The sequence below is a fragment of the Streptomyces cyanogenus genome (genome assembly GCF_017526105.1).
Taxonomy (GTDB): domain Bacteria; phylum Actinomycetota; class Actinomycetes; order Streptomycetales; family Streptomycetaceae; genus Streptomyces; species Streptomyces cyanogenus.
Genome location: NZ_CP071839.1, coordinates 3,260,789 through 3,285,378, shown reverse-complemented (window position 1 = coordinate 3,285,378; position 24,590 = coordinate 3,260,789). Strand labels below are relative to the sequence as shown.

The 24,590-nt window shown below is 73.1% G+C and carries 24 protein-coding genes; 9 read left to right on the top strand and 15 right to left on the bottom strand.

Annotation, left to right across the window (positions count from 1 at the left end; genetic code table 11):
- Position 1: 1 nt before the first annotated feature.
- The 5 genes from S1361_RS14710 to S1361_RS14690 form a co-directional block, all read right to left on the bottom strand.
- Entirely contained in the window at positions 2–895 is an 894-nt protein-coding gene (locus S1361_RS14710; RefSeq protein ID WP_208032299.1) for a carbohydrate ABC transporter permease, read from the bottom strand.
- A 2-nt stretch (positions 896–897) separates the two neighbouring features.
- Positions 898–1,839, bottom strand: coding sequence for a carbohydrate ABC transporter permease (locus tag S1361_RS14705; protein WP_208032298.1), 942 nt, complete (start codon positions 1,837–1,839; stop codon positions 898–900).
- Positions 1,839–3,182, bottom strand: a complete 1,344-nt coding sequence (locus tag S1361_RS14700; protein ID WP_208032297.1) for an ABC transporter substrate-binding protein — start codon at positions 3,180–3,182, stop codon at positions 1,839–1,841. Before S1361_RS14700 ends, S1361_RS14705 begins: the two co-directional genes overlap by 1 nt.
- Positions 3,183–3,224: 42 nt before the next feature.
- The gene (locus tag S1361_RS14695; RefSeq protein ID WP_208032296.1) at positions 3,225–4,436 is read right to left on the bottom strand and encodes an ROK family transcriptional regulator; all 1,212 of its coding nucleotides are present in this window, start codon (positions 4,434–4,436) and stop codon (positions 3,225–3,227) included.
- A gap of 216 nt (positions 4,437–4,652) precedes the next feature.
- Positions 4,653–5,480 carry a hypothetical protein gene (locus S1361_RS14690; RefSeq protein WP_208032295.1) on the bottom strand — a complete coding sequence of 276 codons (828 nt, stop codon included), beginning with the start codon at positions 5,478–5,480 and terminating at the stop codon, positions 4,653–4,655.
- A gap of 335 nt (positions 5,481–5,815) precedes the next feature.
- On the opposite strand from S1361_RS14690, the gene S1361_RS14685 reads away from it, so the two are divergent.
- Positions 5,816–6,439 carry a hypothetical protein gene (locus S1361_RS14685; protein WP_208032294.1) on the top strand — a complete coding sequence of 208 codons (624 nt, stop codon included), beginning with the start codon at positions 5,816–5,818 and terminating at the stop codon, positions 6,437–6,439.
- Here the strand turns inward: S1361_RS14685 and S1361_RS14680 are convergent.
- Together S1361_RS14680 and S1361_RS14675 are read right to left on the bottom strand one after the other, a co-directional pair.
- The gene (locus S1361_RS14680) at positions 6,429–7,049 is read right to left on the bottom strand and encodes a Uma2 family endonuclease (protein ID WP_208032293.1); all 621 of its coding nucleotides are present in this window, start codon (positions 7,047–7,049) and stop codon (positions 6,429–6,431) included. The two genes, S1361_RS14685 and S1361_RS14680, sit on opposite strands and share 11 nt — an antisense overlap.
- A 132-nt stretch (positions 7,050–7,181) precedes the next feature.
- Entirely contained in the window at positions 7,182–8,294 is a 1,113-nt protein-coding gene (locus S1361_RS14675) for a mechanosensitive ion channel family protein (RefSeq protein ID WP_208032292.1), read from the bottom strand.
- Positions 8,295–8,611: 317 nt separating this feature from the next.
- Between S1361_RS14675 and S1361_RS14670 the strand changes: the two genes are divergently transcribed.
- Positions 8,612–9,148, top strand: coding sequence for an HNH endonuclease (locus S1361_RS14670; protein ID WP_014672759.1), 537 nt, complete (start codon positions 8,612–8,614; stop codon positions 9,146–9,148).
- Positions 9,149–9,223: 75 nt separating this feature from the next.
- Here S1361_RS14670 and S1361_RS14665 read toward each other — a convergent pair whose 3' ends face one another.
- The 5 genes from S1361_RS14665 to S1361_RS14645 form a co-directional block, all read right to left on the bottom strand.
- A complete protein-coding gene (locus S1361_RS14665) occupies positions 9,224–9,826 on the bottom strand; it encodes a hypothetical protein (RefSeq protein WP_208032291.1) in 603 nt (200 codons plus the stop codon).
- On the bottom strand, positions 9,823–11,205 hold the full coding sequence (locus tag S1361_RS14660; protein ID WP_243769174.1) for a hypothetical protein: 1,383 nt from the start codon (positions 11,203–11,205) through the stop codon (positions 9,823–9,825). The genes S1361_RS14665 and S1361_RS14660 overlap by 4 nt, the downstream gene beginning before the upstream one ends.
- Positions 11,202–11,975 (bottom strand): ABC transporter ATP-binding protein, encoded by a 774-nt coding sequence (locus S1361_RS14655; protein ID WP_208032290.1) that lies wholly within the window; start codon positions 11,973–11,975, stop codon positions 11,202–11,204. Before S1361_RS14655 ends, S1361_RS14660 begins: the two co-directional genes overlap by 4 nt.
- Positions 11,976–12,161: 186 nt before the next feature.
- Positions 12,162–13,058, bottom strand: coding sequence for a zf-HC2 domain-containing protein (locus S1361_RS14650; RefSeq protein WP_208032289.1), 897 nt, complete (start codon positions 13,056–13,058; stop codon positions 12,162–12,164).
- Entirely contained in the window at positions 13,055–13,663 is a 609-nt protein-coding gene (locus S1361_RS14645) for an RNA polymerase sigma factor (protein WP_208032288.1), read from the bottom strand. Before S1361_RS14645 ends, S1361_RS14650 begins: the two co-directional genes overlap by 4 nt.
- Before the next feature lie 154 nt (positions 13,664–13,817).
- Here S1361_RS14645 and S1361_RS14640 point away from each other — a divergent pair, with 154 nt between their 5' ends.
- The 3 genes from S1361_RS14640 to S1361_RS14630 all read left to right on the top strand — a co-directional run bounded on the left by S1361_RS14640 (position 13,818) and on the right by S1361_RS14630 (position 16,574).
- Positions 13,818–14,063: a hypothetical protein gene (locus S1361_RS14640; RefSeq protein WP_208032287.1), complete on the top strand. Its 246-nt coding sequence runs from the start codon at positions 13,818–13,820 to the stop codon at positions 14,061–14,063.
- Positions 14,064–16,208, top strand: a complete 2,145-nt coding sequence (malQ, locus tag S1361_RS14635; protein ID WP_208032286.1) for a 4-alpha-glucanotransferase — start codon at positions 14,064–14,066, stop codon at positions 16,206–16,208.
- An 84-nt stretch (positions 16,209–16,292) separates the two neighbouring features.
- Positions 16,293–16,574, top strand: a complete 282-nt coding sequence (locus S1361_RS14630) for a hypothetical protein (RefSeq protein WP_208032285.1) — start codon at positions 16,293–16,295, stop codon at positions 16,572–16,574.
- 106 nt (positions 16,575–16,680) lie between these two features.
- On the opposite strand, the gene S1361_RS14625 is transcribed toward S1361_RS14630, so the two are convergent.
- The gene (locus tag S1361_RS14625) at positions 16,681–17,238 is read right to left on the bottom strand and encodes a TetR/AcrR family transcriptional regulator (RefSeq protein WP_208032284.1); all 558 of its coding nucleotides are present in this window, start codon (positions 17,236–17,238) and stop codon (positions 16,681–16,683) included.
- A 278-nt stretch (positions 17,239–17,516) separates the two neighbouring features.
- Here S1361_RS14625 and S1361_RS14620 point away from each other — a divergent pair, with 278 nt between their 5' ends.
- The gene (locus S1361_RS14620; RefSeq protein WP_208032283.1) at positions 17,517–19,094 is read left to right on the top strand and encodes an FAD-dependent monooxygenase; all 1,578 of its coding nucleotides are present in this window, start codon (positions 17,517–17,519) and stop codon (positions 19,092–19,094) included.
- A gap of 22 nt (positions 19,095–19,116) precedes the next feature.
- Here S1361_RS14620 and S1361_RS14615 read toward each other — a convergent pair whose 3' ends face one another.
- Positions 19,117–19,617: a MarR family winged helix-turn-helix transcriptional regulator gene (locus S1361_RS14615; RefSeq protein WP_208032282.1), complete on the bottom strand. Its 501-nt coding sequence runs from the start codon at positions 19,615–19,617 to the stop codon at positions 19,117–19,119.
- Positions 19,618–19,753: 136 nt separating this feature from the next.
- Here S1361_RS14615 and S1361_RS14610 point away from each other — a divergent pair, with 136 nt between their 5' ends.
- Positions 19,754–20,812 (top strand): EamA family transporter, encoded by a 1,059-nt coding sequence (locus S1361_RS14610; protein WP_243769173.1) that lies wholly within the window; start codon positions 19,754–19,756, stop codon positions 20,810–20,812.
- A gap of 225 nt (positions 20,813–21,037) precedes the next feature.
- The gene (locus S1361_RS14605; RefSeq protein ID WP_243769172.1) at positions 21,038–21,286 is read left to right on the top strand and encodes a hypothetical protein; all 249 of its coding nucleotides are present in this window, start codon (positions 21,038–21,040) and stop codon (positions 21,284–21,286) included.
- A 78-nt stretch (positions 21,287–21,364) separates the two neighbouring features.
- Here S1361_RS14605 and S1361_RS14600 read toward each other — a convergent pair whose 3' ends face one another.
- Positions 21,365–21,841, bottom strand: a complete 477-nt coding sequence (locus tag S1361_RS14600) for a DUF1203 domain-containing protein (RefSeq protein ID WP_208032281.1) — start codon at positions 21,839–21,841, stop codon at positions 21,365–21,367.
- Positions 21,842–21,953: 112 nt separating this feature from the next.
- Between S1361_RS14600 and pepN the strand changes: the two genes are divergently transcribed.
- Positions 21,954–24,527, top strand: coding sequence for an aminopeptidase N (gene pepN, locus S1361_RS14595; protein ID WP_208032280.1), 2,574 nt, complete (start codon positions 21,954–21,956; stop codon positions 24,525–24,527).
- Positions 24,528–24,590: the final 63 nt, after the last annotated feature.

The following is a 24,590-nucleotide window of genomic DNA, read 5'->3' as shown; positions in this document are numbered from 1 at the left end:
ATCAACCCTTTACTCCGGTGAGGGTGACGCCCTCGACGAACGCCTTCTGGGCGAAGAAGAACACGAGGATCACGGGGGCCATGACCAGCACGGTCGCGGCCATGGTGAGGTTCCAGTCGGTGTGGTGGGCGCCCTTGAAGGACTCCAGGCCGTAGGACAGGGTCCAGGCGCCGGGGTTCTCGGACGCGTAGATCTGCGGGCCGAAGTAGTCGTTCCAGGCGTAGAAGAACTGGAAGAGGGCCACGGCGGCGATGCCGGGCTTCGCCATCGGCAGCACCACCCGCAGCAGGGTCCGCAGGTCACCGCAGCCGTCGACCCTCGCCGCGTCCAGGTACTCGTTCGGGATCGTCATCAGGAACTGGCGCAGCAGGAAGATGGAGAACGCGTCCCCGAACGCCATCGGGACGATCAGCGGCCACAGCGTGCCGGACAGGTCCAGCTGTTTCGCCCAGAAGAGGTACATCGGGATGACGACCACCTGCGGCGGCAGCATCATCATCGAGATCACCAGCATGAGCGACAGGTTGCGGCCCCGGAAGCGGAACTTGGCGAGGGCGTACGCGACGGGGATCGAGGACACCACCGTCAGCAGGGTGCCGAGCCCGGCGTAGACCAGCGTGTTCCTCCACCAGGTGAGGAAGCCGGGGGTGTCGAGGACCTTCCGGTAGTTGCTCCACTCCCAGGTGTGCGGGACCAGGTCCCGGCTGAGGGCCTGGCTGTCGCTCATCAGCGAGGTGAGGAACACGAACACGAACGGCAGGGTGAAGAACAGCGCGGCGGCGACGCCGAGCGCGTGGACGGCGATCCACTCCAGCACCGCCCTGCGGCGGGCGGTGCGTTCGTCCCCGGAGACCGGCGGCGCGAGCTTCACGGGCTGGTCCAGTACGTGCGTCATGGTCAGTCACCTGCCTGGATCAGGCCGCCCCGGCGCCGCATCAGCAGCGCGGTGAACGCCATCGACAGGGCGAACAGCACCAGCGCGACCACGCACGCCGAGCCGTAGTCGAAGCGCTGGAAGCCGAGGTTGTAGACGAGCTGGGGGAGGGTGAGCGTGGACTTGTCGGGGTAGCCGGGCTCGAACTGGGTGCCGGCGCCCTGGATCACGCCGGAGGCGACCTTCCCGGCGACCAGCGGCTGGGTGTAGTACTGCATGGTCTGGATCACGCCGGTGACGACGGCGAACATCACGATCGGGGAGATGTTCGGCAGGGTCACGTACCGGAACCGCTGCCATGCCGAGGCGCCGTCCAGCTCCGCCGCCTCGTACTGCTCGGCCGGTACGTCGAGCAGCGCGGCCATGAAGATCACCATCAGGTCGCCGACGCCCCACAGGGCCAGCAGGGTCAGCGCGGGCTTGGACCAGGCGGGGTCGTTGAACCAGCCCGGCGCCGGCAGCCCGGTCTTCTCCAGGATCGAGTTCACCGGGCCGGTGCCGGGGTTGAGCAGGAACGCGAAGGCCATGGTCGCCGCGACCGGCGGGGCCAGGTACGGCAGGTAGAACAGGGTGCGGAAGACGCCCGTCCCGGTCTTGATCTTCGTGATGAGCAGGCCGACGCCGAGCCCGAAGACCACCCGGAGGCTCACCATCACCACGACCAGCCACAGCGTGTTGCGCAGGGCGGGCCAGAACAGCGGGTAGTGCTCGAAGACGTACGTCCAGTTCTTCCCGCCGCTCCACTGCGGCGGCCGGAACCCGTCGTAGTGCATGAAGGAGAAATAGACCGTGGAGACCAGCGGATAGGCGAAGAAGACCGCGAAACCGACGAGCCACGGCGACATGAAGGCGAGCGTGCGCAGGGCCGAGCGCCGGCGTTTCGACGCGAGGGTGACGGCGCTCATCACTGGGCCTGCGCGATGTCCGTGTCGATCTGTGCGGCCGCCTTCTTCAGCCCCGCCTTCAGATCGGTCAGCTTTCCGCTCTCGTAGTCGTAGCCGAGCTGCTGGATGGTCACCAGGTACACCCCGCCGTTGACGGAGGCGGGTGACGTGGTGGAGTGCGGGTTGGCCGCGATGTCCAGGAAGGTCTTGAACCGTGGGTCGTACTTCAGCTTCGGGGACTTCAGCGCGGCCAGCGTGGAGGGCACGTTGTGGATGTCGTTGGCGAAGCCGACCACCGCGTCCGTGTTCGTGGTCATGTACTTCACCAGTTCCCAGGCCGCGTTCTGCTTGTGGCTGGTGGCGGCGATGCCCGCGACGGTGCCGGTGATGTACCCCTTGCCGTACTGGTCGGCCTGGTCGTCCGGGACGGGCAGCGGGGCCACCCCGACCTCGAAGTCCGGCTTGGCCTCCTCCACCATGCCGAGCCGCCACTCGCCGTCGAGCTGCATGGCGACCTGGCCGGTGTGGAAGGGGTGCTTGGGGCCCCACTCGTCGCCGAGGGTGGCCCGGAACTTCTCCAGCCGCCGGAATCCGCCGAGTTCGTCGACGAGCTTCTTCTGGAGCGTGAAGCCCTTTTCGAAGGCGGGGTCCTCGGCGAGGTTCGACTTGCCGTTCTTGTCGAAGTACGTCGGCGAGAACTGGCCGAGGTAGTGCTCTGTGGTGGACTCCCAGCCGTGGTAGTCCGGCATGAAACCGAGCTGCTTGTACCCGTCGCCCTGGCGGACGGTCAGCTTCTTGGCGTCCTCCGTGAATTCGGACCAGGTCTTCGGCGGATGTGCGATGCCCGCCTTGGCGAACGCCGTCTTGTTGTAGTAGAGCCCGTACGCGTCCCCGAGCAGCGGCGCCGTGCAGCGGTTGCCGTGGAACCGGGTGTACTCGTTCATCGGCTTCGGGAACGTCTTCCCCGGGTCGATCCCGGACTTGTCGAAGAACGGGTTCAGGTCCACCAGCGCGCCCGAGGAGCAGAACCTGCCCACGTTGTTGGTGGTGAACGAGGAGATCACGTCCGGGGCTCTGTCACCGCCGGCCCGCAGCGCCTGGTTGATCTTGTCGTCGGTCATGTTGCCGACGATGTTCACGTGGATGTTGGGGTGGGCGTGCTCGAAGCCGGCGACCAGCGACTTGACGGCCTTGACCTCGTTCGGCGCGCTCCAGGCGTGCCAGAAGTTGATCGTCGTGTCCTTCGACGGGTCGTCGGTGGCACCCGAGCCGGACTGGCCGGTACACGCGGCGGTGAGGAGCACGGCGGAGGCGGTCACGGCAAAAGCCGCTTTTCGGGCGACTTCGGGTATGGCTGTGGGCATGGCGAGGTCTCCCAGGGACGGGGTCGGGAAAGGAGGGGACGCTCAGCGCGAGGTGTCGAAGACCTCGTCGCGGGTGGCGGCGAGCGCGGACTCCAGCGCGCCGCGCAGCACGGGGTGTTCACGGACGTCGCCGACGACCAGCCGGGGCCGGGCCGCGGCCAGCTCCTCCAGCTCGGCCTGGACGAGGCCGCGCAGCACCTCGCCGCCGGCCGTCAGGGCGGAGCCGCTCAGGACGACGAGTTCGGGATCGAGCACGGAGACGAGCGAGGCCAGACCGGTGGCCAGCCGGGTGGCGTAGGTCTGGAGCAGTTCCCGGTGCGGGCCGCTCGCGTGGTCGGCGGCGCGGGCGACGAGCGTGGTGGCGGCCTCGGTGTACGGCCCCGACGGCACGTCCTCGACGCCGAGTTCCCGGGCCAGCTTCGGCAGGGCCTGGGAGCCGGCCAGCTCCTGGTAGCCGCCGCTGTTGGCCTTGGTGACCTGCCGCACCAGCGGGGTGCCCGGCACCGGCAGGAAACCGACCTCGCCGGCACCGCCGGTCCAGCCGCGGTGCAGCCGGCCACCGAGGACCAGGGCGGCGCCGAGGCCCTCCTCGTTCCACAGCAGCACGAAGTCCGCGTGGCCGCGGGCCGCGCCGAGCCGCTGTTCGGCGACGGCGACGAGATTGACGTCGTTCTCGTACTCCACCGGCATCGGCAGCGCCGCGGCGAGGTCGTCGAGCAGCGCGGGGGAGTGCCAGCCGGGCAGGTGGGAGGCGTAGCGCAGCCGCCCGGTGTTGGGGTCGAAGGCGCCGGGTGTGCCGATGACCAGCCGGTGCACGTCGGACCGGGCGAGCCCGGCGGCCTTGACGGCCCCGTCCAGGGCGTCGGTGACCTGCCGGACCACGGACCGCACCGGGCGCCTTCCGGGGGTGGGCAGCTCGTACTCGCCGACCGTGCGGCCGGTGATGTCGGCGACCGCGGCGCGGATGCGGTACGGGGTGACGTCGAGCCCGGCTGCGAACGCGGCGGCCGGGTTGACCGCGTAGAGCTGGGCGTTGGGACCCGGCCGGCCCTCGCTGGTGCCGGTGAGCCGGACCAGTCCCGCCGCCTCCAGACGGGCCAGCAGCTGGGAGGCGGTGGGCTTGGACAGGCCGGTGAGCTTGCCGATCCGGGTGCGCGAGAGCGGGCCGTGCTCCAGCAGCAGATCCAGGGCGGCGCGGTCGTTCATGGCGCGCAGGACGCGCGGGGTGCCCGGCGTACCGGCGGTTCCTGCCATGGGGGTCGACACCTGCCTTTCCAGCCGCCCAGCTTTTCAGTGACCCGGGGACGACGTCCAGTCTTGATCACCGGCCGCCGGAAGATCACTGTTAGGAAACTTTCCTATTCGGGTGGGAGGAACGTAAGCCCAGGACGAAGGGGGCGTCAATAGACAACGCCCCCGAGGCAACAGAGTCGTTACCTCGGGGGCGTCGCGGTGGCGGAGTGCCCGGTACTACTTCACGGTGACGTGGTCACCGGCGGAGGTCTTCGCGCCCGTGGTGGCCGTACCGGCGAAGACGAAGCGGTAGGTGCCGCTCCCGGTCGCCTTCACGGTGGTGGACAGGGCGCCGCCGGTGCCGGAGGTGATCGTCCTGACGTTCGCGTACGCGCCGCCGTCGGCCTTGAACTGCAGGACGGCCTTCTGGTCCCGGTAGCCGGTGTACGTGCCGGTCGCCCAGTTGGCGCGGGTCAGCCTGCCCTTGACGGTGAGCGTCCGGCCCTTGACGACGGGCTCCGGGGCGGCGTCGGCGGTCAGGTGCGCGGCGCGCTTGATCTGCGTCGAGGCGAGGCCGCCCCACATGGTGACGTCGTTCTCGCTGTGCAGGTAGTCGTCCGAGACGCTGCCGTCGCTGTGCGCGTAGACACCGGCGGCCTTCCAGGTGCCGGCGTCGGCGGCCTCGTACAGCGCCTCGTCCGGCACGGCGGTGATCGTCTCGGTGCAGCTCTCGGTGACGGTCGTGTCCGTCGTGGCGCTGGTCGTGCAGACCGGCGCAGTGCGGGGACCCAGCTCGTTGTCGAGCGACTTCAGCGTGCCGCGGTACAGGATCACCGCCTGCACCGTCGTCCTCTGGTCGATGACCAGGCTCTTCGGCCGGGTCAGGGTGTACGACACCGGCACGTTCACGGCCTTGGTGGTGCCGACCACGACCGGCTTGCCCTTGTTCACGGTGACGCCGGCGAACGTCAGGTCCGGCGCACCGGTCGCCGACGCGGTGGGCGCGGCCAGGCCGGCCAGGGCCAGGGCACCGGACAGGGCGGTGCCTATGGCGAGCTTTCGCATGTTTCCCCACTTCGAGACGGGCCCCGGGCGACGTCGCGCACCAGAACGAGGGCCCGATGTGGAGGCGACCCTAGAGGATCACCGCGTGTGGGCGGAACGCGGGGTTCTTGTGAAGGCGACCTGAAGGCGTGGACACGTCACGACTGCGTCACGGATGTGGTTTCCGCTGGTCAGAGCGCCTACATTCAAGCGACGAACGGCTGCTGGGGGGCGGCGGGGAGGGGGACAGGGAGTCATGGGACTTCCGCCGGTGTCCGCTCCGCGCCCGGGCCGGGAGGGTGCAGGGCGACCGCGGTCGTGGCGCCGCGCCGCGTGACGAGACTGGGGGAGACCGGGTGGGAAGCGGCCGGAGGGCGATGGCGCTGGCGGTGCTGCTGCTGGGGGCGGTGGCGTGTACGGCGCAGCAACCGGGTGGGCCGCGGGCGGCGCCCTCGGCGAAGCCCTCCGCGAAGCGCTCTGCGTCGCCGTCCTGCGGCTCCGGCACGTTCCGCTGGGGTGCGGTACGGCAGGAGATCCGGCTGACCGGTGTCTCCCCGGTGGTGACGGTCGGCGAGGACGACGGGTGGACCACGTTCCGGAACGTGCCCGTGCGCACGGTCGTCGCCTCGATCCAGACGAACGGCGTCGAGCTGTCCCGGCGGCGGGCGATGACCTCGCTCGCACGGCACCTGGGCTACGACACGGGCGACCTGACGGCTCCGGGCGAGGACACGGCCCACCACCGCCGGCACCCCGACCGGATCGACTTCGACGGAGCCGGCCGCTTCGCCACCGCGGAGGCCGTGAAGGTGGTGGACGCGAGCTTCGCCGTCGGCTGCCCGGACGGTACGCACTACGGCACCGTCACGACCTGGCTCACCGGCACCCAGGGCGCGTCCCTGTCCTGCGACACCGGCCCGGGCAGGGAGGCGTGGGTCCGTGAGGCCCACCAGCTGGTCTGCGGGCCGGTCAGTCGCTGACGAACGGGGCCGTGTCGAGGGTGGGGTACGGCGCCGGGAGGGGGAGCGGCTCGCCGAGGTCGACCTTGGTGTCGGTAGCGTAGTACGCCTCGGTGGGGTCGTCGCCGGGGAGGACGGGGTCGGTGTAGCAGTGGGCCGCCTGGGAGTGGCGGTCGATGAGGACGTAGACGGGGATGCCGACGGCGGCGTAGGTGCGGAACTTGGGTCCGGTGTCGGTCTCGTGGTTGGTCGAGGTGACCTCGCCGACGAGGGCGATCATGTCGATGGGGTACCAGCCCTTGTTCGCCTTGCGGTACGACTCGTCGAGTTCCGTCGGCCTGCGACGGCGGACGTAGAAGTCCGGAATGATCAGGGCCATGGTCTTGCCGTCTCCGTGGGCGGCGCGGTACCCGTTGCCGAAGCCCACGAGCTCGATTCCGGCTGACCGGAACTGGTAGAACAGCTCCCCGGCGCCGTGGTTGTGGTCGTCGTTCGCTTGCGGCGGCACCATGGCGGTCCCCTCGACGTACTCCGGTCGAATCGGCATCGGCGACGCCTTTTCGAACGTGCTCAACAGGTCGATGGGGTCCACCTGCGTCATGACCGGCTCCATGATCGGTTCGGCGCTCATCGCTTCTCCTCGTCACGCTGATGCCAGGCTAAGCCCACGCCGGGCGCCCCGGCAGAACGATGGGGCACCCCGTGCGCGCCGTGCGCCGGAATGCCCCGCCCTTCACTCGAACGTGCGTGCCGAACCGTTCCGCTACTTCCCGGGCGGTGCCTGGCGCTGGGCGGCTATCGGGGAGGCCGCCGCCGTCTGCGGGGAGTCCGCGTTGGAGTAGGCCGAGGGAGCCGCTACCGCGGCGGCCGGGTCGGGGGTGTCCTCCTGGTCCTCCACGGCCGTCGCGCCGCCGACGATACGGATGCTCGCCGCGTCGAACGCCCGCTTGATCCGCCAGCGCAGTTCCCGCTCCACGGTGACCGACTTGCCGGGCATGGTCCTGGCCGAGACCCGTACCACCATGGAGTCGATCAGCACCGAGTCCAGGCCGAGCACCTCGATCGAGCCCCACAACAGCTCGTTCCAGGGCTCTTCCTTGCTCATCTTCTCGGCGACCTCGTCCAGCGTGGCCTTGACCCGGTCCAGGTCCTCGCTCGCCTTCACGGTCACGTCGACCCCGGCCGTCGCCCAGCCCTGCGACAGGTTGCCGATCCGCTTGACCTCGCCGTTGCGGACGTACCAGATCTCCCCGCCGTCACCGCGCAGCTTGGTCACGCGCAGCCCGACCTCGATCACCTCGCCGGTGGCCACGCCCGCGTCGATCACGTCCCCGACGCCGTACTGGTCCTCCAGGATCATGAAGACGCCGGACAGGAAGTCCGTGACCAGGTTCCGCGCGCCGAAACCGATCGCCACACCGGCCACACCGGCCGAGGCCAGCAGCGGCGCGAGGTTGATCTTGAAGGTGCCCAGCACCATCAGCGCGGCGGTGCCGAGGATCAGGAAGCTCGCCACCGACCGCAGCACCGAACCGATCGCCGCCGCCCGCTGCCGCCGCCGCTCGGCGTTGACCAGCAGCCCGCCCAGCGCACCGCCCTCCACGGTCGGCGCGGAGCGGTTCATCCGCTCGATCAGCTGGGTGATCGCCCGCCGCACCACCGCGCGCAGCGCGACCGCCACGACCACGATCAGCAGGATCTGCAACCCCATCGCGAGCCACGTGGACCAGTTCTGCTCGACCCAGCTCGCCGCGTTCGTCGCGCTCTCCTGGGCGTCCTGGAGCGTCGGCACGGCAGGGGCCGTGGAGCCCGACGGCGACGGGGACGGGGACGGCGATGCACCGGCGGCCAAGAGGGCGGCGGGCAGGGACGACACGGCAGGTACCTCCCAGGTGCTGCGCGGTCCGTACCGGCGGGGCGGTCAAGGTCACGAAAAGGTCACCGGACGGACAGGACCACCACACTAACGGGGCATTGTGAGTGCCTCGTGCCGATCCGCACAGGAGGCGCGCAGGAGAGACACGGCTCACGCGGGCTTGAACCGGCCATGATCCGGGGGATGAATCAGGTGTGGTCGAAAACACTCCCAGCCCGTTACCGGGACATGGTGGCGCTTCCACCAGGCATGAGGGGAGACTGACTGCAGTTCGTCCCGGCGCGAGCCACGCGCCGCCGACGCCCAAGGAGGCACCCGTGCCGCATGTCCTGGTCCTCAACGCGTCGTACGAGCCGCTCGGCGTCGTACCGCTCCGCCGCGCGCTCGTCCTCGTCCTGGAGAACAAGGCTGTCTCCCTGGAGGAATCCGGCGCCTATATGCACAGCGCAACCGTCACCCTCCCCGCACCCAGCGTGGTCCGGCTCAAGCGATTCGTCCGGGTCCCCTACCGGGGGCCTGTTCCTCTGACCCGCCGTGCGCTGTTCGCACGCGACGGGGGCCGGTGCATGTACTGCGGTGGCGTCGCAACCAGCGTCGACCACGTCATCCCGCGCAGCCGCGGGGGCAAGCACGTCTGGGACAACGTGGTGGCGTCCTGCCGTCGCTGCAACCACGTCAAGGCCGACCGCCACCTCGTGGAGCTGGGCTGGCGACTGCGGCACAAACCGGCTCCGCCGACGGGACTGGCCTGGCGGATCATCGGCACGGGGCATCGTGACCCGCGCTGGTTGCCGTACTTGCAGCCCTACGGCGCGGATGACGCTCTGGCCCGGATCGACGGTATCTCCGCCTAGTCGGTCCGGGCCGGTTGTGTGTCCGGGGCGGTCGCGGCCGTGCGACGCGTGCAGGCGGGTCCGGCCGGCCCGGCCCTAGCCGCCGGCGTCCTCCGGGCGGGCGCCGCGTGCCGCGTACAGGGAGGCTCCCAGGACGAAAGCCGTCACCGCCGTCGCCCACGCACCCGGCGCCGCCCCCGGCTGCATCGGCCACGCCCAGATCGTCGCCGCCCGGCCGCGCGCCGTGTTGGAGCCCAGGTAGACGGCGGTCACGTAGCCGAACGCGGGGAGCCAGCTCAGGCGGGCGCCCAGGAGTACGGCCGCCGCCGCGGTGAGGCCCGTACAGCCGAGGGTGTTGCGGAGCACGGCGGGCGGGCCGAAGGTCTCGGCATGGCCGAGCACGGCCGGGGTCACCAGCACGGCGGCCAGCGCGGTAAGACCGGCCAGCTGCGTCAGACGGCGCGGCCACCAGCGGTGTACGGCCGTGCGGTCCAGCTCGTCCGAGGGCGTGTACAGGCTCGCTCCGATCACCGCGGACGCCAGCAGCGGCGCCATGGCGACGACCGGCACCCGGCGGTCGGGATCGACGTAGGCGTCCAGCCGGCCGGCCGCCCAGACCGCGAAGGCGGCCGTCGCGGCCAGCGCGGCCAGGGTGGCGGGGAGGGCGCGGGAGCGGGCGTACAGCAGCAGACCGGTCACAGGGCCGGCACCCCCTTGGCGTCACAGCCGGCGCGCGCGGCGAAGTAGGCCGACAGCCACTCCTGCCGGCGGTGTTCGTCCATTCCGGCCAGCCTGGCCCGCGTGGCGAGGATCCGGCGCTTCTCGGCAGGGCCGCTTCCGGGCACCTTGCCGCTCTTCTGCAGGGCGTTCGGCGCGAGGTACGACTGCACCGCGTCGTCCGCCCACAGTACGCGGGTGGTCACCGCCTCCTCGGAGCAGTCGCCGCGCCCCGAGAGCGCGACGACGGCCTCCCAGGCGAACTGCTCCGGATCGGTCAGCCGCCCTCGCACGGCCGACCAGCCGAACGGGGTGATCGCCGGCAGCTGGGCCTCGTCCCCGCGCAGGGCACCGCCGTGGTCCGCCCAGCGCGCCGGCAGGTTCCGCACGCCCTCCAACTTGCCCGTGACCCCCGACAGGGCGTCGCCGACCTGCGGGAGCATCCCGGCGTACCGGGCGTTCACGCACACCGCCGGGGTGCCGGAGGTGTCGCACACCTGCCGGCGGGCGAGCGGGTCGGTGTGCCACAGGCCGTCGCCGGCCTGTACCAGCAGCGCCCCCGCGGCCAGCGCGGCGGCCAGCGGCAGCAGCGCCGTCACCCGGCGCCGGGCCGCGTACGCCAGCGCGGCCGCGCACGCCAGTCCGCCGGTCCACACCGCCATGGCCCACGGCTGCCACCACACCGGCAGCTGGCCGACCAGGAGGGGAGTGGCGGGACTGAGCGGGTGGTTCATGGCCGGGCCGTCGTCCGACAGGACGCCGAACCCGAGGTACCCGGCCGTCGCCAGCAGCGGGGCCGCCAGCCGGGTGGGCACGGCCCGGCCCAGCACATGCCCGGCCAGCGCGCCCGCCGCCATGGCGACCGTGTCCCCCGGAAGCAGGGCCAGGTGCGGATGGTCGCCCTGGGCGTAGGGCCGGGTGGCGAGCAGCGCCAGGGCCGCCGTGACCAGGTAGCCGGCGGCCACCCAGAGCGCGACGGGCAGGGCCGGGGCGAGCAGGCGCGCCAGCGGCGGCCGTACGGTCGTACGCCACAGCTCCTCGGTGCCGCGCCGCCGCTCCCGGCCGCCCTGCCAGCAGCCCGCCGCCGCGGCCAGCGGAAGGGTGATCAGCATGGCCGTGTGCACCTGGGTGGCGGTCTCCGCCCACCCGCCCTGCCAGCGGTCCGCCGTGCCGGCGAGCATCGCGCCGAACGCCGTCAGCACCGCCGCCCCGGCCCAGGGCGCGAAGCCGCGTACGGCCTCGGCGCGCAGCGGGTGCGGCGCACGCGCGGGCGCCTCCGTTGCCGTGAAATCACTGAGATCGCTGTGATCCGTGGGATCCGTGGGATCGGTGGGATGCGTGGGATCAGTGACGAGGGTCATCGGACCGCCTCCCGCGCACCCGGCGCACGGTGCGCGCGCAGCGCCGCCGTGTACCCGCGTTCGATCGGATGGTCGCCCGGTCCGTCGGACGCCTCGCCGAGCCGGGTGAGCGCCTCGGGCGTGCCCCGGTACGCGATCCGGCCCGCGTCCAGCAGCGTGACCTCCGTGCAGGCGGCGGCCACGTCCTCCACCAGGTGGGTGGAGACCACCACGGTCGCGGAGGTGCCCAGCTCGCGCAGCAGCTCGCGGAACTCCACCCGCTGCTCGGGGTCCAGACCGGCGGTCGGCTCGTCCAGCAGCAGCACGGCCGGGTCGTTGACGACGGCCTGCGCGATGCCCACCCGGCGGACCATGCCGCCGGACAGCGTCCGCACCTTGGCGTCGATCCGGTCCGCGAGGCCGACCCGGGCGACCGCCCGCTCCACGGCCGCCGGCACCCGCGCGGCCGGCATGTCCTTCAGCCAGGCCACGTACGCCACGAACTCCCGCACGGTGAACCCCGGGTAGTAACCGAAGTCCTGCGGCAGATAGCCCAGCCGGCGCCGGACCCCGGCCAGGCCGCGGTGGCCGGCGGTGTCCTCGCCGAGCAGCTCCACCCGGCCGGCGTCCGGCCGTGCCACCGTGGCCAGCACCCGGATCAGCGAGGTCTTCCCGGCCCCGTTCGGCCCGAGCAGCCCGTGCACACCGGTGCCGAGCGTCAGGTCCAGCGAGTCGAGGGCGAGGGTCTTGCGGTGCCGGACCCGCAGGCCGGTCACACGTATGGAACTCATCGGTCTCTCCAGGAGAGGGCACGGGACCACGGCAGTCGGTGGTCCCGGGATCGGAATGCTCGAAGGAAGCCGCCGCGGACCGCTCGCCGGACACCGGACGTGGTGAGCGGGGTGAGGAGGCGGGGCGGTCGGCGGGGCGGCGGGGAGTGCGCCGTCACGGGCGCGACGGACGGTCGTACGACGTGCTCAGGGCCGCAGCGGGCGGTCGTACGCCGGGCGGCGGGCCGTCAGCAGGGCCGCGCTCAGGACGGCCGCCGACGCCCACACACCCTGCGTGGCCGTGCCGTCCAGACAGCGGGAGAGCTGCTCGGCCAGCCGTGCGGTCAGCGCCCCGTCCGGCGCCACGGCCACCGGTGACAGCACGGCGCACAGCCAGCCGCCGCCCGTCACCCCGGCCGCGATCCGGCACCCCACGAAGGACGCCAGCGCCAGTGAGGCCAGCGCCAGCGCCAGCCCCGGCAGCAGCCAGGCCGCCGCGGCCGGCGCCCCCGAGGCCGGCAGCAGCAGCCCGGTCAGGGTCAGCAGCGGCAGGCTCACCGCCAGCACGGCGACCGTACGGATGAGCGCCAGCCGCAGCCCGCCGCCCGGCGTCGCCGCCGTGACCTCGTGCAAGGGGTCCGCGTGCGGCCCGTAGGACAGGACGACCCCGGCGACCGGCACCACCGGCGCGACCGCCAGCAGCAGCGCCCGCGCACCCGGGAACCCGGCCCCGTACGACAGGGCCGGCGCGGCCACCGCCACGCCCAGCACGGCCGGCAGCCACGCCCCGCGCACCGCGGGCCCGGCCGCCCACAGCAGCCGGGCGAGCCGGGACGCCGCGGGCCGCCCGGCCGCCCCGGCGGACCCCGGCCCGACCGCCGCGGCCGGCACCGGAGCCGACTCCAGCACCGCCGCCCGCACCTGCGCGAGCACCGCCCCCGCCGCCGTACCGCGCACCGCGGCCGACACCCGGGACGCGCAGTCCGCGCAGCCCTCCACATGCTTCTCCAGCGACCACGCGTCCGGCTCCGGCAGGACACCCCCCGCATAGCGGGCGACCAGGTCCTCGTCCGCGTGCCACAGATGCGCGTTGCGGTGCGTCATGCCGTACCTCCCAGCGGGGACGGGTTCAACCGGTCGAGCGCCTCGCGCAGCTCGGCGCGGGCACGGCGGGCCCGGGACTTGACCGTGCCCTCCGGGATGCCGAGCAGCCGGGCCGCCTCCCGGGTGCTCAGCCCGTCGACGACCGTCGCCCGCAGCACCTCCCGCAGCTCGGGGGAGATCCGGTCGAGCGCCGTACCGACGTCGCCGTACTCCAGCCCGGCCAGCACCCGGTCCTCGGCGGACGGCGCGGCCGCCGGCTCGTACCGCCCAGCGGCCCCGGGCTCCGGCAGCGGCCCCGCGGTCCGCACGACCCGCTCCTGCGCCCGCCGCGCGTCCACCAGCCGGCGTGCCGCGATCGTCCACAGCCAGCCCCCGGCCTCGTGCCCGCGGTGCCCGGCCGCCGACCGCCACACCGTGACGAACGTGTCCTGCAGCACTTCCCGCACCAGCTCCGGGTCGGCACACCGCCGCGTCAGCCGCGCGTGCAGCCACCCGGCGTGCCGGTCGTACAGCGCGGCCATCGCCGCCGCGTCGCCCTGCGCGACGGCCCGCAGCAGGGCCGCGTCCGCGCCGCCCCCGTCGTCCGTCTCCCGCTGGCCCCCCATGGGGCGGAACAGTCTCACACCCCCTCTATCGATCACCGGTGCGGCGCCGGATCACCCGGCACCGGATTTCCCGGGCGTGGCGCCGGGCTCGCTGGGTAGGCCTGCCCTGACCCCTCCACAGCCGCAGCACCCCCACACCGACAAGGAGGCCCGCGTGGCCGCACCCGCTCGTCTCACGATCCCCGCCCCGTCCAAACCCGTGGCGGAGCCGTCCGCCGTCACCGACGAGGCACCGCTGCACGCGTTCAGCGCGGAGAGCGCCTGCGCGCAGGCGCCGCTGACCAGTGAGCCGCCGCTGCCCGACGCCGAGCCGCTGACCAGCGAGCCCCCGCTCGCCGAGGCCGCTCCGCTGACCAGCGAGTCGGACCCGGTCCCGGACTGCTACGCGCCGGGACTGTAGATGGCCGCGGCGCCCGACGAGCCCCCCGGCCAGCCCTCCGCCGACCTCGCCCGGCTCGCCGAGCTGCACGGGGTCGCCACCGCCTACCGGCCCGCCCCCGACCGCACCGTCCAGGTCCCCGCCGCCGCCGTCACCGCCGCCCTGGCCGCCCTCGGCGTCGACGCGACCGGACCGGACACCGTCCGCACCGCCCTCGCCGCCCGGGAACGCGAACTGCGCGAGCGCCTGCTGCCGCCGACGGTGGTCCAGTGGGCCGGAGCCGAGCCGCCCGCCGCCCTCACCGCCCTGCCCGCCGGCACCCGGCTGCGCGTCGAGACCGAGGACGGGCAGCACCGGGAGGAGACCCGGGACCTCCCGCTCGGCGTCCACCGGCTGACCGCCACCGCCCCCGACGGGCGCACCGGCGAGGCATGTCTCGTCGTCGCCCCGGACCGGCTGCCCGCCCCTCCCGGCCGCTCCTACGGCCTCCTCGTCCAGCTGTACTCCCTGCTCTCCCGCCGCTCCTGGGGCATGGGCGACCTCGCCGACCTCGCCGAGCTGGCCGGCTGGGCCGGGCACACCGCCGGCGCCGGATTCATCCAGGTCAACCCGCTGCACGCCGCCGTACCCGGCGCCCCCACCGACCCCTCCCCGTACCGCCCCTCCTCCCGCCGCTTCCCCGACCCCGTCCACCTGCGGATCGAGGACATCCCCGAGTTCGCCCACACCGAGGACCGCGACCGGCTGACCGGGCTGCTGCGGCGCGCCGAACGACTGCGCGCCGCAGTCCTCGACAAGGGCGCCCTCATCGACCGCGACGCCGTATGGGAACTGAAGCGCGAGGCCCTGGAACTCGTCCTCGCCGTCCCCCTCGGCCCCGGCCGCCAAGCCGCCTACGACGCCTTCCGCGCCGCCCACGGCCAGGCCCTCGACGACCACGCCACCTGGAACGCCCTCGCCGAACTCCACGGCTCCGACTGGCACCACTGGCCCGGCGACCTGCGCGACCCCCGCTCGGCCGCCACCGCGCGGGCGAGGTCCGAGCTCGCCGACCGGGTGGACTTCCACGCCCGCCTGGCCTGGCTCACCGACGGCCAGCTCCGGGCCGCCCAGCGCGCCGCCCGCGAGGCCGGCATGCCCGTCGGGATCGTGCACGACCTGGCCGTCGGCGTCCACCCGGCCGGCGCGGACGCCTGGGCCCAGCAGGACGTGTACGCCGCCGGCATGTCCGTCGGCGCGCCGCCGGACGCGTTCAACGCCCGAGGCCAGGACTGGGGCCTGCCGCCCTGGCGCCCCGACCGGCTCGCCGCCACCGGCCACGCCCCCTACCGCGAGCTCCTGCGCGCCCTCTTCCGTTACGCCGGCGCCCTGCGCATCGACCACGTCATGGGCCTGTTCCGGCTCTGGTGGGTGCCCAAGGGCAGCCCGCCCACCGACGGCACCTACGTCCGCCACGACGCCGACGCCATGCTCGCGATCCTCGCCCTGGAGGCCACCCGCGCCGGGGCCGTCGTCATCGGCGAGGACCTCGGCACGGTCGAGCCCGGCGTGCGCGAGACGCTCCAGCGGCGCGGGGTGCTCGGCACCTCCGTGCTCTGGTTCGAACGGGACTGGGAGGGCGACGGCCGCCCGCTGCCGCCCGAGCACTGGCGCGCCGACTGCCTCGCCACCGCCACCACCCACGACCTGCCGCCCACCGCCGCCCGGCTCACCGGCGACCACGTCGACCTGCGCGACCGCCTCGGCCTGCTCACCCGTTCGGCCGCCGAGGAACGCGCCGAGGCCACCGCCGAGACCGCCGAGTGGCTCGCCCTGCTCGGCAGCCTCGGCCTGCTGGACAGCCCGGCCGCCGGACCGCCCGGCTCCGACGAGGAGGAGGAGATCCGCGCCGTCCACCGCTTCCTGCTGCGCACCCCCGCCCGCCTGATCGGCGTCTGGCTCCCGGACGGCATCGGCGACCGCCGCCCGCAGAACCTGCCGGGCACCTGGGACCAGTACCCCAACTGGCGCCTGCCGGTCGCCGACGGCGAGGGCCGGCCGGTGCCGCTGGAGGAACTGGTGGCCTCACCGCGGCTGCGGGCGCTGCTGGAGGTGCTGCGACCGTCCGGCGACGGCGCCGCGGCTCCGCAGGGCGCCGCGGCTCCGCGGGGCAGCGGGGCTCCGTAAGGCACCGGGGCTCCGCAGCGTGCCGTGGCTCCGTAAGGCACCCCGGGCGCGCGGCCCCGACGACCGTTCGCTAACTTGATTTCCGTGGACAAGAAGAACGCCCTGCGCGCCGGCGCCCTGGCCGCCGGTACGACGCTGATGATGCTGCTCATGTCGTCCCCCGCGCTCGCGCTGACCCGCGACGACGGCGACGACCCCGGCACGGGCCTGAGCGTCATCGAGACGCTGGGCCTCTACGTCATTCTCCCGGTGGTCCTGTTCCTGGTGATCGCCGGCCTGGTGATGATGCTGGACAAGTCGCGGGCCAAGAAGGACACCACCTCGTCCAACATCAACGTCAAGTCCGGCGCCGGCTCCAAGGCCTGATCCGGACCACCGGTTCGTTCGCCGGGGGCGCCGGTCCTCCCACCGGTACGCGCACACGCCGTACCGGGGGCGGGACCGGCGCCCCCGGCGTTTTTCCGCGCCCGGCTCAGGGGTTCGGCGCGGTCAGATAGCGCTGCACCGTCGGGCCCAGCCACGCCACCAGCTCCTCGCGGGTGAGCGCGCGGGCCGGCGGCAGCCGCAGCACGTAACGGGTGAGGGCCAGCCCGAGCAGCTGGGCGGCGCACAGCGCGGACCGCGCGGGCACCTGCTCGGGATCCGGGCACACCTGCCGGGCCACCGGCAGCAACTGCTCCCGGAAGATCCCCTGCATCCGCTCGGCCCCGGCCTCGTTGGTGGCCCCGACCCGGAGCACGGCCGTCAGCTCGTCGTTCTCCTCCCACAGGCCGAGGAAGTGGCCGACCAGCGTGCGGCCCACCTCCTCGCGGGGCACCTGGGTCAGGTCGGGCAGCCGCAGATCGAGCGCGACGGCGGCGGCGAACAGGCCCTCCTTGCTGCCGAAGTAGCGCATCACCATGGACGGGTCGATCCGCGCGTCCTTGGCGATGGCCCGGATGGTGGCCCGGTCGTAGCCCTCGGCCGCGAAGCGGTCGCGGGCGGCGGCGAGGATGGCGGTGCGGGTGGCGTCGGAGCGGCGAGCTGTCATGCCAACGAGCGTAGGCCTACCGGTGTTGGCCAACAAGTGTTGGTCTACGGGTGGCGGCCTACGACCGGTGGCCCACCAGTGTTGACCCGCTCGCGTCGGCCCGCCTTCGGCGGCGGGGTCTATGGTCGTTGACTCCCTGCGGCGGTAGGTCAACGGACGTTGGCCAACAGGTGTTGACTTGGAGTGTCACCCCGTCCTACCGTTGCCAACAAGCGTTGACCAACATCCGTTGGCGAACAGTCGTTGGCCAACATGCGTAGGCACCCCTGGAGGCCACCGTGACCGGCACCACGCGCTCCACCGGCTCCGGCGACACCACCGCAGCCGCCGGCACCGCCACCCCCCGCATCCTCGTCGTCGGCTCCGGCCCCACCGGGCTCCTCCTCGCCGGTGACCTCGCCACCGCCGGCCTCCCCGTCACCGTCATCGAGAAGCGCCCCCACGGGATCAGCAACCTCTCCCGCGCCTTCGTCCTGCACGCCCGCACCCTCGAACAGCTCGACGCCCGGGGCCTCGCCGACGACCTGGAGTCCGCGGGGCAGCCCCTGGACCGGCTCCGCCTCTTCGGCCGGCTCACCGTCGACCTCTCCGCGCTGCCCTCCCGCTACCGCCACCTCCTCGTCCTTCCGCAGTACGAGGTCGAGAAGGCGCTGGAGCGGCGGGCGGTCGAGGCGGGGGCCGGGTTCCGGTACGAGACCGAGCTGGTCGGGCTCACTCAGGACGCGGACGGGGTGACGGTCGAGGTCCGCGGGCCGGAGGGCCGTACGGAGACGCTCCGCGCCGCGTACGTCGTCGGCGCGGACGGCATGCGCAGCGCCGTACGGCAGGCGGTGGGGCTGCCGTTCCCGGGCCGGTCGGTGATCCGGTCCGTCGTGCTCGCCGACGTCCGGCTCGCGGAGGAGCCGCCGACCGTGCTCACGGTCAACGCGGTCGGCGACGCGTTCGCCTTCCTCGCGCCGTTCGGCGACGGCTACTACCGGGTGATCGGCTGGCACCGGGGCCGTAACGTCCCGGACGGCGAGCCGCTGGACCTCGCCGAGATCAAGGAGATCACCCGCCTCGCGCTCGGCCGGGACTTCGGGATGCACGACGCCCGCTGGATGTCCCGCTTCCACAGCGACGAGCGCCAGGCGCCCGCCTACCGGGTCGGGCGGGTCTTCCTGGCCGGGGACGCCGCGCACGTGCACACCCCGGCCGGCGGCCAGGGCATGAACACCGGGCTGCAGGACGCCGCGAACCTGAGCTGGAAGCTGGCCGCGGTGGCCGGAGGTCACGCGGACCCCGCGCTGCTCGACACCTACCAGGCCGAGCGGCACCCCGTCGGCCGGGCGGTGCTGCGCAGCAGCGGCGGGATCGTCCGACTCGCCATGGCCAAGCGCCCCTGGACGCTGGCGGCGCGCGGGGCCCTCACCGCGTTCCTCGACGCGGTCGGCCCGGCCCGGCGCAAGGTCGCCGGCCGGATCACCGGCATCGGCTACCGCTACCCCGCGCCCCGCGGCGCCCACCCGCTCACCGGCGCCCGCGTCCCGGACGTGGACCTGGCCGGCGGCGGCCGGCTGTACGAGGCGCTGCGCGGCGGACGGTTCGTGCTGATCACCCCGGAGCCGTACGAGGCGGGGGCGGGCCGCGCCGGCCGGCTAGCGGTGGCCCGGTGGGCGAGCGGCCGCCGTACCACCCTGCTGGTGCGCCCCGACGGCTACGCGGCCTGGGCCGCCGACTCGGCGGGCCAGGCGCAGACCGAGGCGGCCCTCGCCCTCCACCTCGGCCCCGCCACTCCGACCGCTCCGGCCGACCCCGCCGCTCAGGCCGCTCCTACTCCGGCCGCTCCCGCCGCTCCCACCGCTCCCTCCGAGTGACGTCCGGTGACGGCTGCGGCGGCTACTCGGCCGTCGCGTCCAGCAGCTTCCGCAGCAGGCCGGCCAGGTGGCCGGCCTCTTCGGTGTCCAGGGCGGACAGGGCGTCGCTCTCCTGCGCCAGCCCGGCGCCCACCGCCTCGTCGACGAGCCGCAGCCCCTCCTCGGTCAGGGTCACCTGGAGGCCGCGCCGGTCGTGCGGGTCGGGGGAGCGACGCAGCAGTCCCGCGCGCTCCAGCTTGTCGAGCCGGCCCGTCATCCCGCCAGTGGTGAGCATGAGGGTGGCCGACAGCTCGCGGGGCGAGAGGGTGTACGGCTCGCCGGAGCGGCGCAGGGTGGCCAGGACGTCGAACTCGCCGCGGGAGATGCCGTAGGGCTTGTAGGCCTTCTCCATCCGGTCGCCCATCGCGCGGGAGAGCCGGAAGATCCGGCCGAAGACCTCCATCGCCCGGGTGTCCAGGTCGGGCCGTACCCGGGCCCACTGCTCGATGATCGCGTCGACGGGGTCCGCTGGCTGTTGCTGCATGCGGAGAGTATCCGCCCCCTTTCGCTCACTCGCAAGAAAGTCACCGTGAAGCCACTTGACGGCAAGTAGCTTAGAGGTAAGCTACTTGATAGTGATCCATCAGTGACCCGCTCACGCTCCTCGGAAGGGGCCCGCCATGGCCGCCACCCGACCCGCCGGGACCGCCACCGCCGTCATAGCCGTCACCGCCCTCGCGCCCGTCTCCTGGGGCACCACGTACGCGGTCACCACCGAGTTCCTGCCGCCGGACCGCCCCCTGTTCACGGCCCTGATGCGGGCCCTGCCCGCCGGTCTGCTGCTGCTCGCCCTCACCCGGGTGCTGCCGCGCGGCACCTGGTGGGCCAAGGCCGGGGCGCTCGGGGCGCTGAACATCGGCGCCTTCTTCCCGCTGCTGTTCGTCGCGGCGTACCGGCTGCCCGGCGGGATGGCCGCGGTCGTCGGCTCGGCCGGGCCGCTGTTCGTCGTAGGGCTCTCCGCGCTGCTGCTCGGGCAGCGGCCGCAGCCGCGCACGCTGCTCACCGGGCTGGCGGCCGCGTTCGGAGTCAGCCTGGTCGTGCTGAAGGGGGCCGGCGCGCTCGACCTGGTCGGCGTCCTCGCGGCCCTCGCCTCCACCGCCGCCATGGCCGCCGGCACCGTGCTGACCAAACGCTGGGGCCGCCCGGAGGGGGTCGGTCCGCTGGCGCTCACCGGCTGGCAACTCACCGCGGGCGGCCTGCTCATCGCGCCGGTCGCCTTCCTGACCGAGGGCGCACCGCCCGCCCTCGACGGCCGTGCCGCCGGTGGCTACCTCTACCTCGCCCTGGCCAACACGGCCGTCGCCTACTGGCTCTGGTTCCGCGGCATCGGCCGGCTCACCGCCACCCAGGCCGGCTTCCTCGGCCCGCTGTCCCCGCTGACCGCGGCGGTCGTCGGCTGGGCGGCCCTCGGCCAGGCACTCACCCCGGTGCAGGTGGCGGGCATGGCGCTGGCGTTCGGGGCGACGCTGGCCGGACAACTCGGCGGTGCCAGGCCACGACCGTTCGGCACCGCTGGAGAGAACGGCGCTGAAAAGAACGACGCGGAGAAGTGCGGCGCTGGAAAGGGCGAGCGTGAACACCCGATGGGCCTGACCGTTCCGGCGCTGCGACGGCAGGGCGCACCGGCCCACCCGGCACGGGGCCCGCTGTTGGCCGTCCGTCGCGGTTCGAGATGCTGAGTGACCGAAGGGCGGCTAGCGTGAAGGTAAAGGGCCGCGATCAGGGGTGTGCCCGCCGCCGGCGGCGAGTGCCCCGTCCACCGGGGCCGACAGCCGATGAGGCGCAGGCCCGCTGCTCGTCCCCCGCGGCAACACCTACGACCGCGCCGCGCCCGTATCCCGCGCGGCCGTGGCCATCGCCCCCGTACCGGAAACCCCGCGAGGGCGTGGAAGGAAGGTAGGCCCATGAAAGCACAACGCGTGAGGCGTCTCTTCGCGGTCTCCGCGGCCGGCGTTCTCCTGGCCGGTGGCGCCGCGATCGGCACGGCGGGTACGGCCTCGGCGGCCACCCCGGACCAGGTATCCACCAACCACGGCTGCTTCGACCGCGGCTGGGGAGGCAACTGCTTCGGCAACGGCTTCCGCAACAACTTCTTCGGCTCGGGGTTCGTCCCCGGCTTCGGCGGCGGCGTCGTGGTGATCGTCGTCAGCTGAGCGCCGATCGCGACCTCGTACCCCGCTCCCACCACCGGCGCCGGACGGGCCCCTGCCCGTCCGGCGCCGGTGTGTCGGCTAGCCCCGCCGCACCTCGTACAGAAAGCACCCGTACTCCACCGCCCGCACATGCACCAGCGCCACCTCCGGGTCGGCGAAGGCCTCCGTGAGGGCGGGAGGGAAGGTTTCCGGGCCGGCCACCAGCCGGCCGCCGAGGATGCGGCCGTCGGCCGAGTAGCGGCGCAGGGTGCGGTGGTCGTCGGTGAACGGCAGCGCATCTCCGGCCGGGCCGGGGCACGCCTCGGCGTGGATGAAGACGGGGCCCTGCTCGTCGTAGGCGGCGGGGTCGGCGCCCGTCTCGGCCGCCCAGCGGCGCAGCGGCGCGTACGAGACCAGGGCGATCGACTCGCCCGGCGTGCTGTGGCGCAGACAGCAGCGCAGCGGGGAGCCGCCCTCGGTGTCCGGCACGGCGGTCAGGGATCGGCCGGCGTCGTCGGCGGTGCGCAGTTCCGCGAGGACCTCGGCCGGAATAGGGCGTGCGGTGTACGTCGTCATGCGCCCAGAGTCCCGCCCCGGCGCCGCGCCCACCGGCGGTATGCGGACATCGCTTTCCCCGTCGGTCCCATGGAAGGATGGCGTAACCGACACATAACGAGGAGATGACCGCGTGCCTGGCACAAACCTGACTCGCGAAGAGGCGCAGCAGCGGGCCGAGCTGCTCACCGTTGACTCGTACGAGATCGATCTCGACCTCTCCGGCGCGCAGGAGGGCGGTACCTACCGGTCCGTGACCACGGTGCGCTTCGACGTGGCCCGCGGCGGTGCCGAGTCCTTCATCGACCTGGTGGCCCCCACGGTCCACGAGGTGGTCCTCAACGGCGACCGGCTGGAACCCGCCGAGGTCTTCAAGGACTCGCGGATCGCGCTGCCGGGGCTGCTTCAGGGGCCCAACGTCCTGCGCGTCGTCGCGGACTGCGCCTACACCAACACCGGTGAGGGCCTGCACCGCTTCGTCGACCCGGTGGACGAACAGGCCTACCTGTACACACAGTTCGAGGTGCCGGACGCCCGCCGCGTCTTCGCCTCCTTCGAGCAGCCGGATCTGAAGGCCACCTTCCAGTTCACCGTGAAGGCGCCCGAGGGCTGGACGGTCATTTCCAACTCGCCGACCCCGGAACCGAAGGACAACGTCTGGGTCTTCGAGCCGACCCCGCGGATCTCGACGTACATCACGGCGCTGATCGTCGGCCCCTACCACTCCGTGCACAGCGTGTACGAGCAGGACGGCCAGTCCGTGCCGCTCGGCATCTACTGCCGGCCCTCGCTCGCCGAGTTCCTCGACTCGGACGCGATCTTCGAGGTCACGCGGCAGGGCTTCGCCTGGTTCCAGGAGAAGTTCGACTACGCGTACCCCTTCAAGAAGTACGACCAGCTGTTCGTGCCCGAGTTCAACGCGGGCGCCATGGAGAACGCGGGCGCGGTCACCATCCGCGACCAGTACGTCTTCCGGTCCAAGGTGACCGACGCGGCGTACGAGGTGCGCGCCGAGACCATCCTGCACGAGCTGGCCCACATGTGGTTCGGCGACCTGGTCACCATGGAGTGGTGGAACGACCTGTGGCTGAACGAGTCGTTCGCCACGTACACGTCGATCGCGTGCCAGGCCGCGGCTCCGGGCTCGCGCTGGCCGCACTCGTGGACCACGTTCGCCAACTCGATGAAGACCTGGGCGTACCGGCAGGACCAGCTGCCGTCCACGCATCCGATCATGGCGGACATCCGCGACCTGGACGACGTGCTCGTCAACTTCGACGGCATCACGTACGCCAAGGGCGCGAGCGTGCTGAAGCAGCTCGTCGCGTACGTCGGCGAGGACGAGTTCTTCAAGGGCGTGCAGGCGTACTTCAAGCGGCACGCGTTCGGCAACACGCGCCTGTCCGACCTGCTGGGCGCGCTGGAGGAGACCTCCGGCCGCGACCTGAAGACCTGGTCGAAGAAGTGGCTGGAGACGGCCGGCATCAACATCCTCCGCCCCGAGGTGGAGACCGACGCCGAGGGTCTGATCACCTCCTTCGGCGTGCGCCAGGAGGCCCCGGCGCTCCCGGCCGGCGCCAAGGGCGAGCCGACCCTGCGCCCGCACCGCATCGCGATCGGCCTGTACGACCTCTCCGAGGCCGGCAAGCTGGTGCGCACCGAGCGGATCGAGCTGGACGTGGACGGTGAGCTGACCGCCGTACCGCAGCTGACGGGCAAGCGCCGCCCGGCGGTGATCCTGCTCAACGACGACGACCTGTCGTACGCGAAGGTCCGCCTGGACGAGGAGTCCCTGAAGGCCGTCACCGAGCACCTGGGCGACTTCGAGGCGTCCCTGCCGCGCGCCCTGTGCTGGGCGTCGGCCTGGGACATGACGCGGGACGCCGAGCTGGCCACCCGCGACTACCTCTCCCTGGTGCTGTCCGGCATCGGCAAGGAGTCCGACATCGGCGTGGTGCAGTCCCTGCACCGCCAGGTCAAGCTGGCCATCGACCTGTACGCCGCCCCGGCCACCCGCGAGTCCCTGCTGACCCGCTGGACCGACGCCACGCTGGCCCACCTGCGCACCGCCGAGCCGGGCAGCGACCACCAGCTGGCCTGGGCGCGGGCGTTCGCGGCGACCGCGCGCACCCCGGAGCAGCTGGACCTCCTGGAGGCCCTGCTCGACGGCACCCAGACCATCGAGGGCCTGGCCGTCGACACCGAGCTTCGCTGGGCGTTCGTCCAGCGGCTCGCGGCCGTCGGCCGGTACGACGAGACGGAGATCGCCGGCGAGTACGAGCGGGACAAGACGGCGGCCGGCGAGCGGCACGCGGCCACCGCCCGCGCCGCCCGCCCGACGCCGGAGGCGAAGGCGGAGGCCTGGTCCTCGGTCATCGACTCCGACAAGCTGCCCAACGCCGTGCAGGAGGCCGTGATCGGCGGCTTCGTGCAGACCGACCAGCGGGAGCTGCTCGCGCCGTACACGGACAGGTACTTCGAGGTCCTCAAGGGCGTCTGGGAGTCCCGTTCGCACGAGATCGCCCAGCAGATCGCCACCGGCCTGTACCCGTCGGTCCAGGTCTCCACGGAGACCCTGGCCAAGACGGACACCTGGCTGGCCTCGGCCGAGCCGACCGCGGCCCTGCGCCGCCTCGTCTCGGAGTCCCGCGCGGGCGTCGAGCGCGCGCTGAAGGCCCAGGCGGCGGACGCGGCGGCCGCCGAGTAGTTGCTCACCCGCACGGCAGCAGGGGCGCCCGGCCTTGATGCCGGGCGCCCCTTCGTGCGTACG

Bases quoted from the DNA above. Each gene is read 5' to 3' on its own strand.
- S1361_RS14710 (WP_208032299.1), bottom strand. From the start codon at position 895: ATGACGCACGTACTGGACCAGCCCGTGAAGCTCGCGCCGCCGGTCTCC.
- S1361_RS14705 (WP_208032298.1), bottom strand. From the start codon at position 1,839: ATGAGCGCCGTCACCCTCGCGTCGAAACGCCGGCGCTCGGCCCTGCGC.
- S1361_RS14700 (WP_208032297.1), bottom strand. From the start codon at position 3,182: ATGCCCACAGCCATACCCGAAGTCGCCCGAAAAGCGGCTTTTGCCGTG.
- S1361_RS14695 (WP_208032296.1), bottom strand. From the start codon at position 4,436: ATGGCAGGAACCGCCGGTACGCCGGGCACCCCGCGCGTCCTGCGCGCC.
- S1361_RS14690 (WP_208032295.1), bottom strand. From the start codon at position 5,480: ATGCGAAAGCTCGCCATAGGCACCGCCCTGTCCGGTGCCCTGGCCCTG.
- S1361_RS14680 (WP_208032293.1), bottom strand. From the start codon at position 7,049: ATGAGCGCCGAACCGATCATGGAGCCGGTCATGACGCAGGTGGACCCC.
- S1361_RS14660 (WP_243769174.1), bottom strand. From the start codon at position 11,205: ATGACCCTCGTCACTGATCCCACGCATCCCACCGATCCCACGGATCCC.
- S1361_RS14655 (WP_208032290.1), bottom strand. From the start codon at position 11,975: ATGAGTTCCATACGTGTGACCGGCCTGCGGGTCCGGCACCGCAAGACC.
- S1361_RS14650 (WP_208032289.1), bottom strand. From the start codon at position 13,058: ATGACGCACCGCAACGCGCATCTGTGGCACGCGGACGAGGACCTGGTC.
- S1361_RS14645 (WP_208032288.1), bottom strand. From the start codon at position 13,663: ATGGGGGGCCAGCGGGAGACGGACGACGGGGGCGGCGCGGACGCGGCC.
- malQ (WP_208032286.1), top strand. From the start codon at position 14,064: ATGGCCGCGGCGCCCGACGAGCCCCCCGGCCAGCCCTCCGCCGACCTC.
- S1361_RS14625 (WP_208032284.1), bottom strand. From the start codon at position 17,238: ATGACAGCTCGCCGCTCCGACGCCACCCGCACCGCCATCCTCGCCGCC.
- S1361_RS14615 (WP_208032282.1), bottom strand. From the start codon at position 19,617: ATGCAGCAACAGCCAGCGGACCCCGTCGACGCGATCATCGAGCAGTGG.
- S1361_RS14610 (WP_243769173.1), top strand. From the start codon at position 19,754: ATGGCCGCCACCCGACCCGCCGGGACCGCCACCGCCGTCATAGCCGTC.
- S1361_RS14605 (WP_243769172.1), top strand. From the start codon at position 21,038: ATGAAAGCACAACGCGTGAGGCGTCTCTTCGCGGTCTCCGCGGCCGGC.
- S1361_RS14600 (WP_208032281.1), bottom strand. From the start codon at position 21,841: ATGACGACGTACACCGCACGCCCTATTCCGGCCGAGGTCCTCGCGGAA.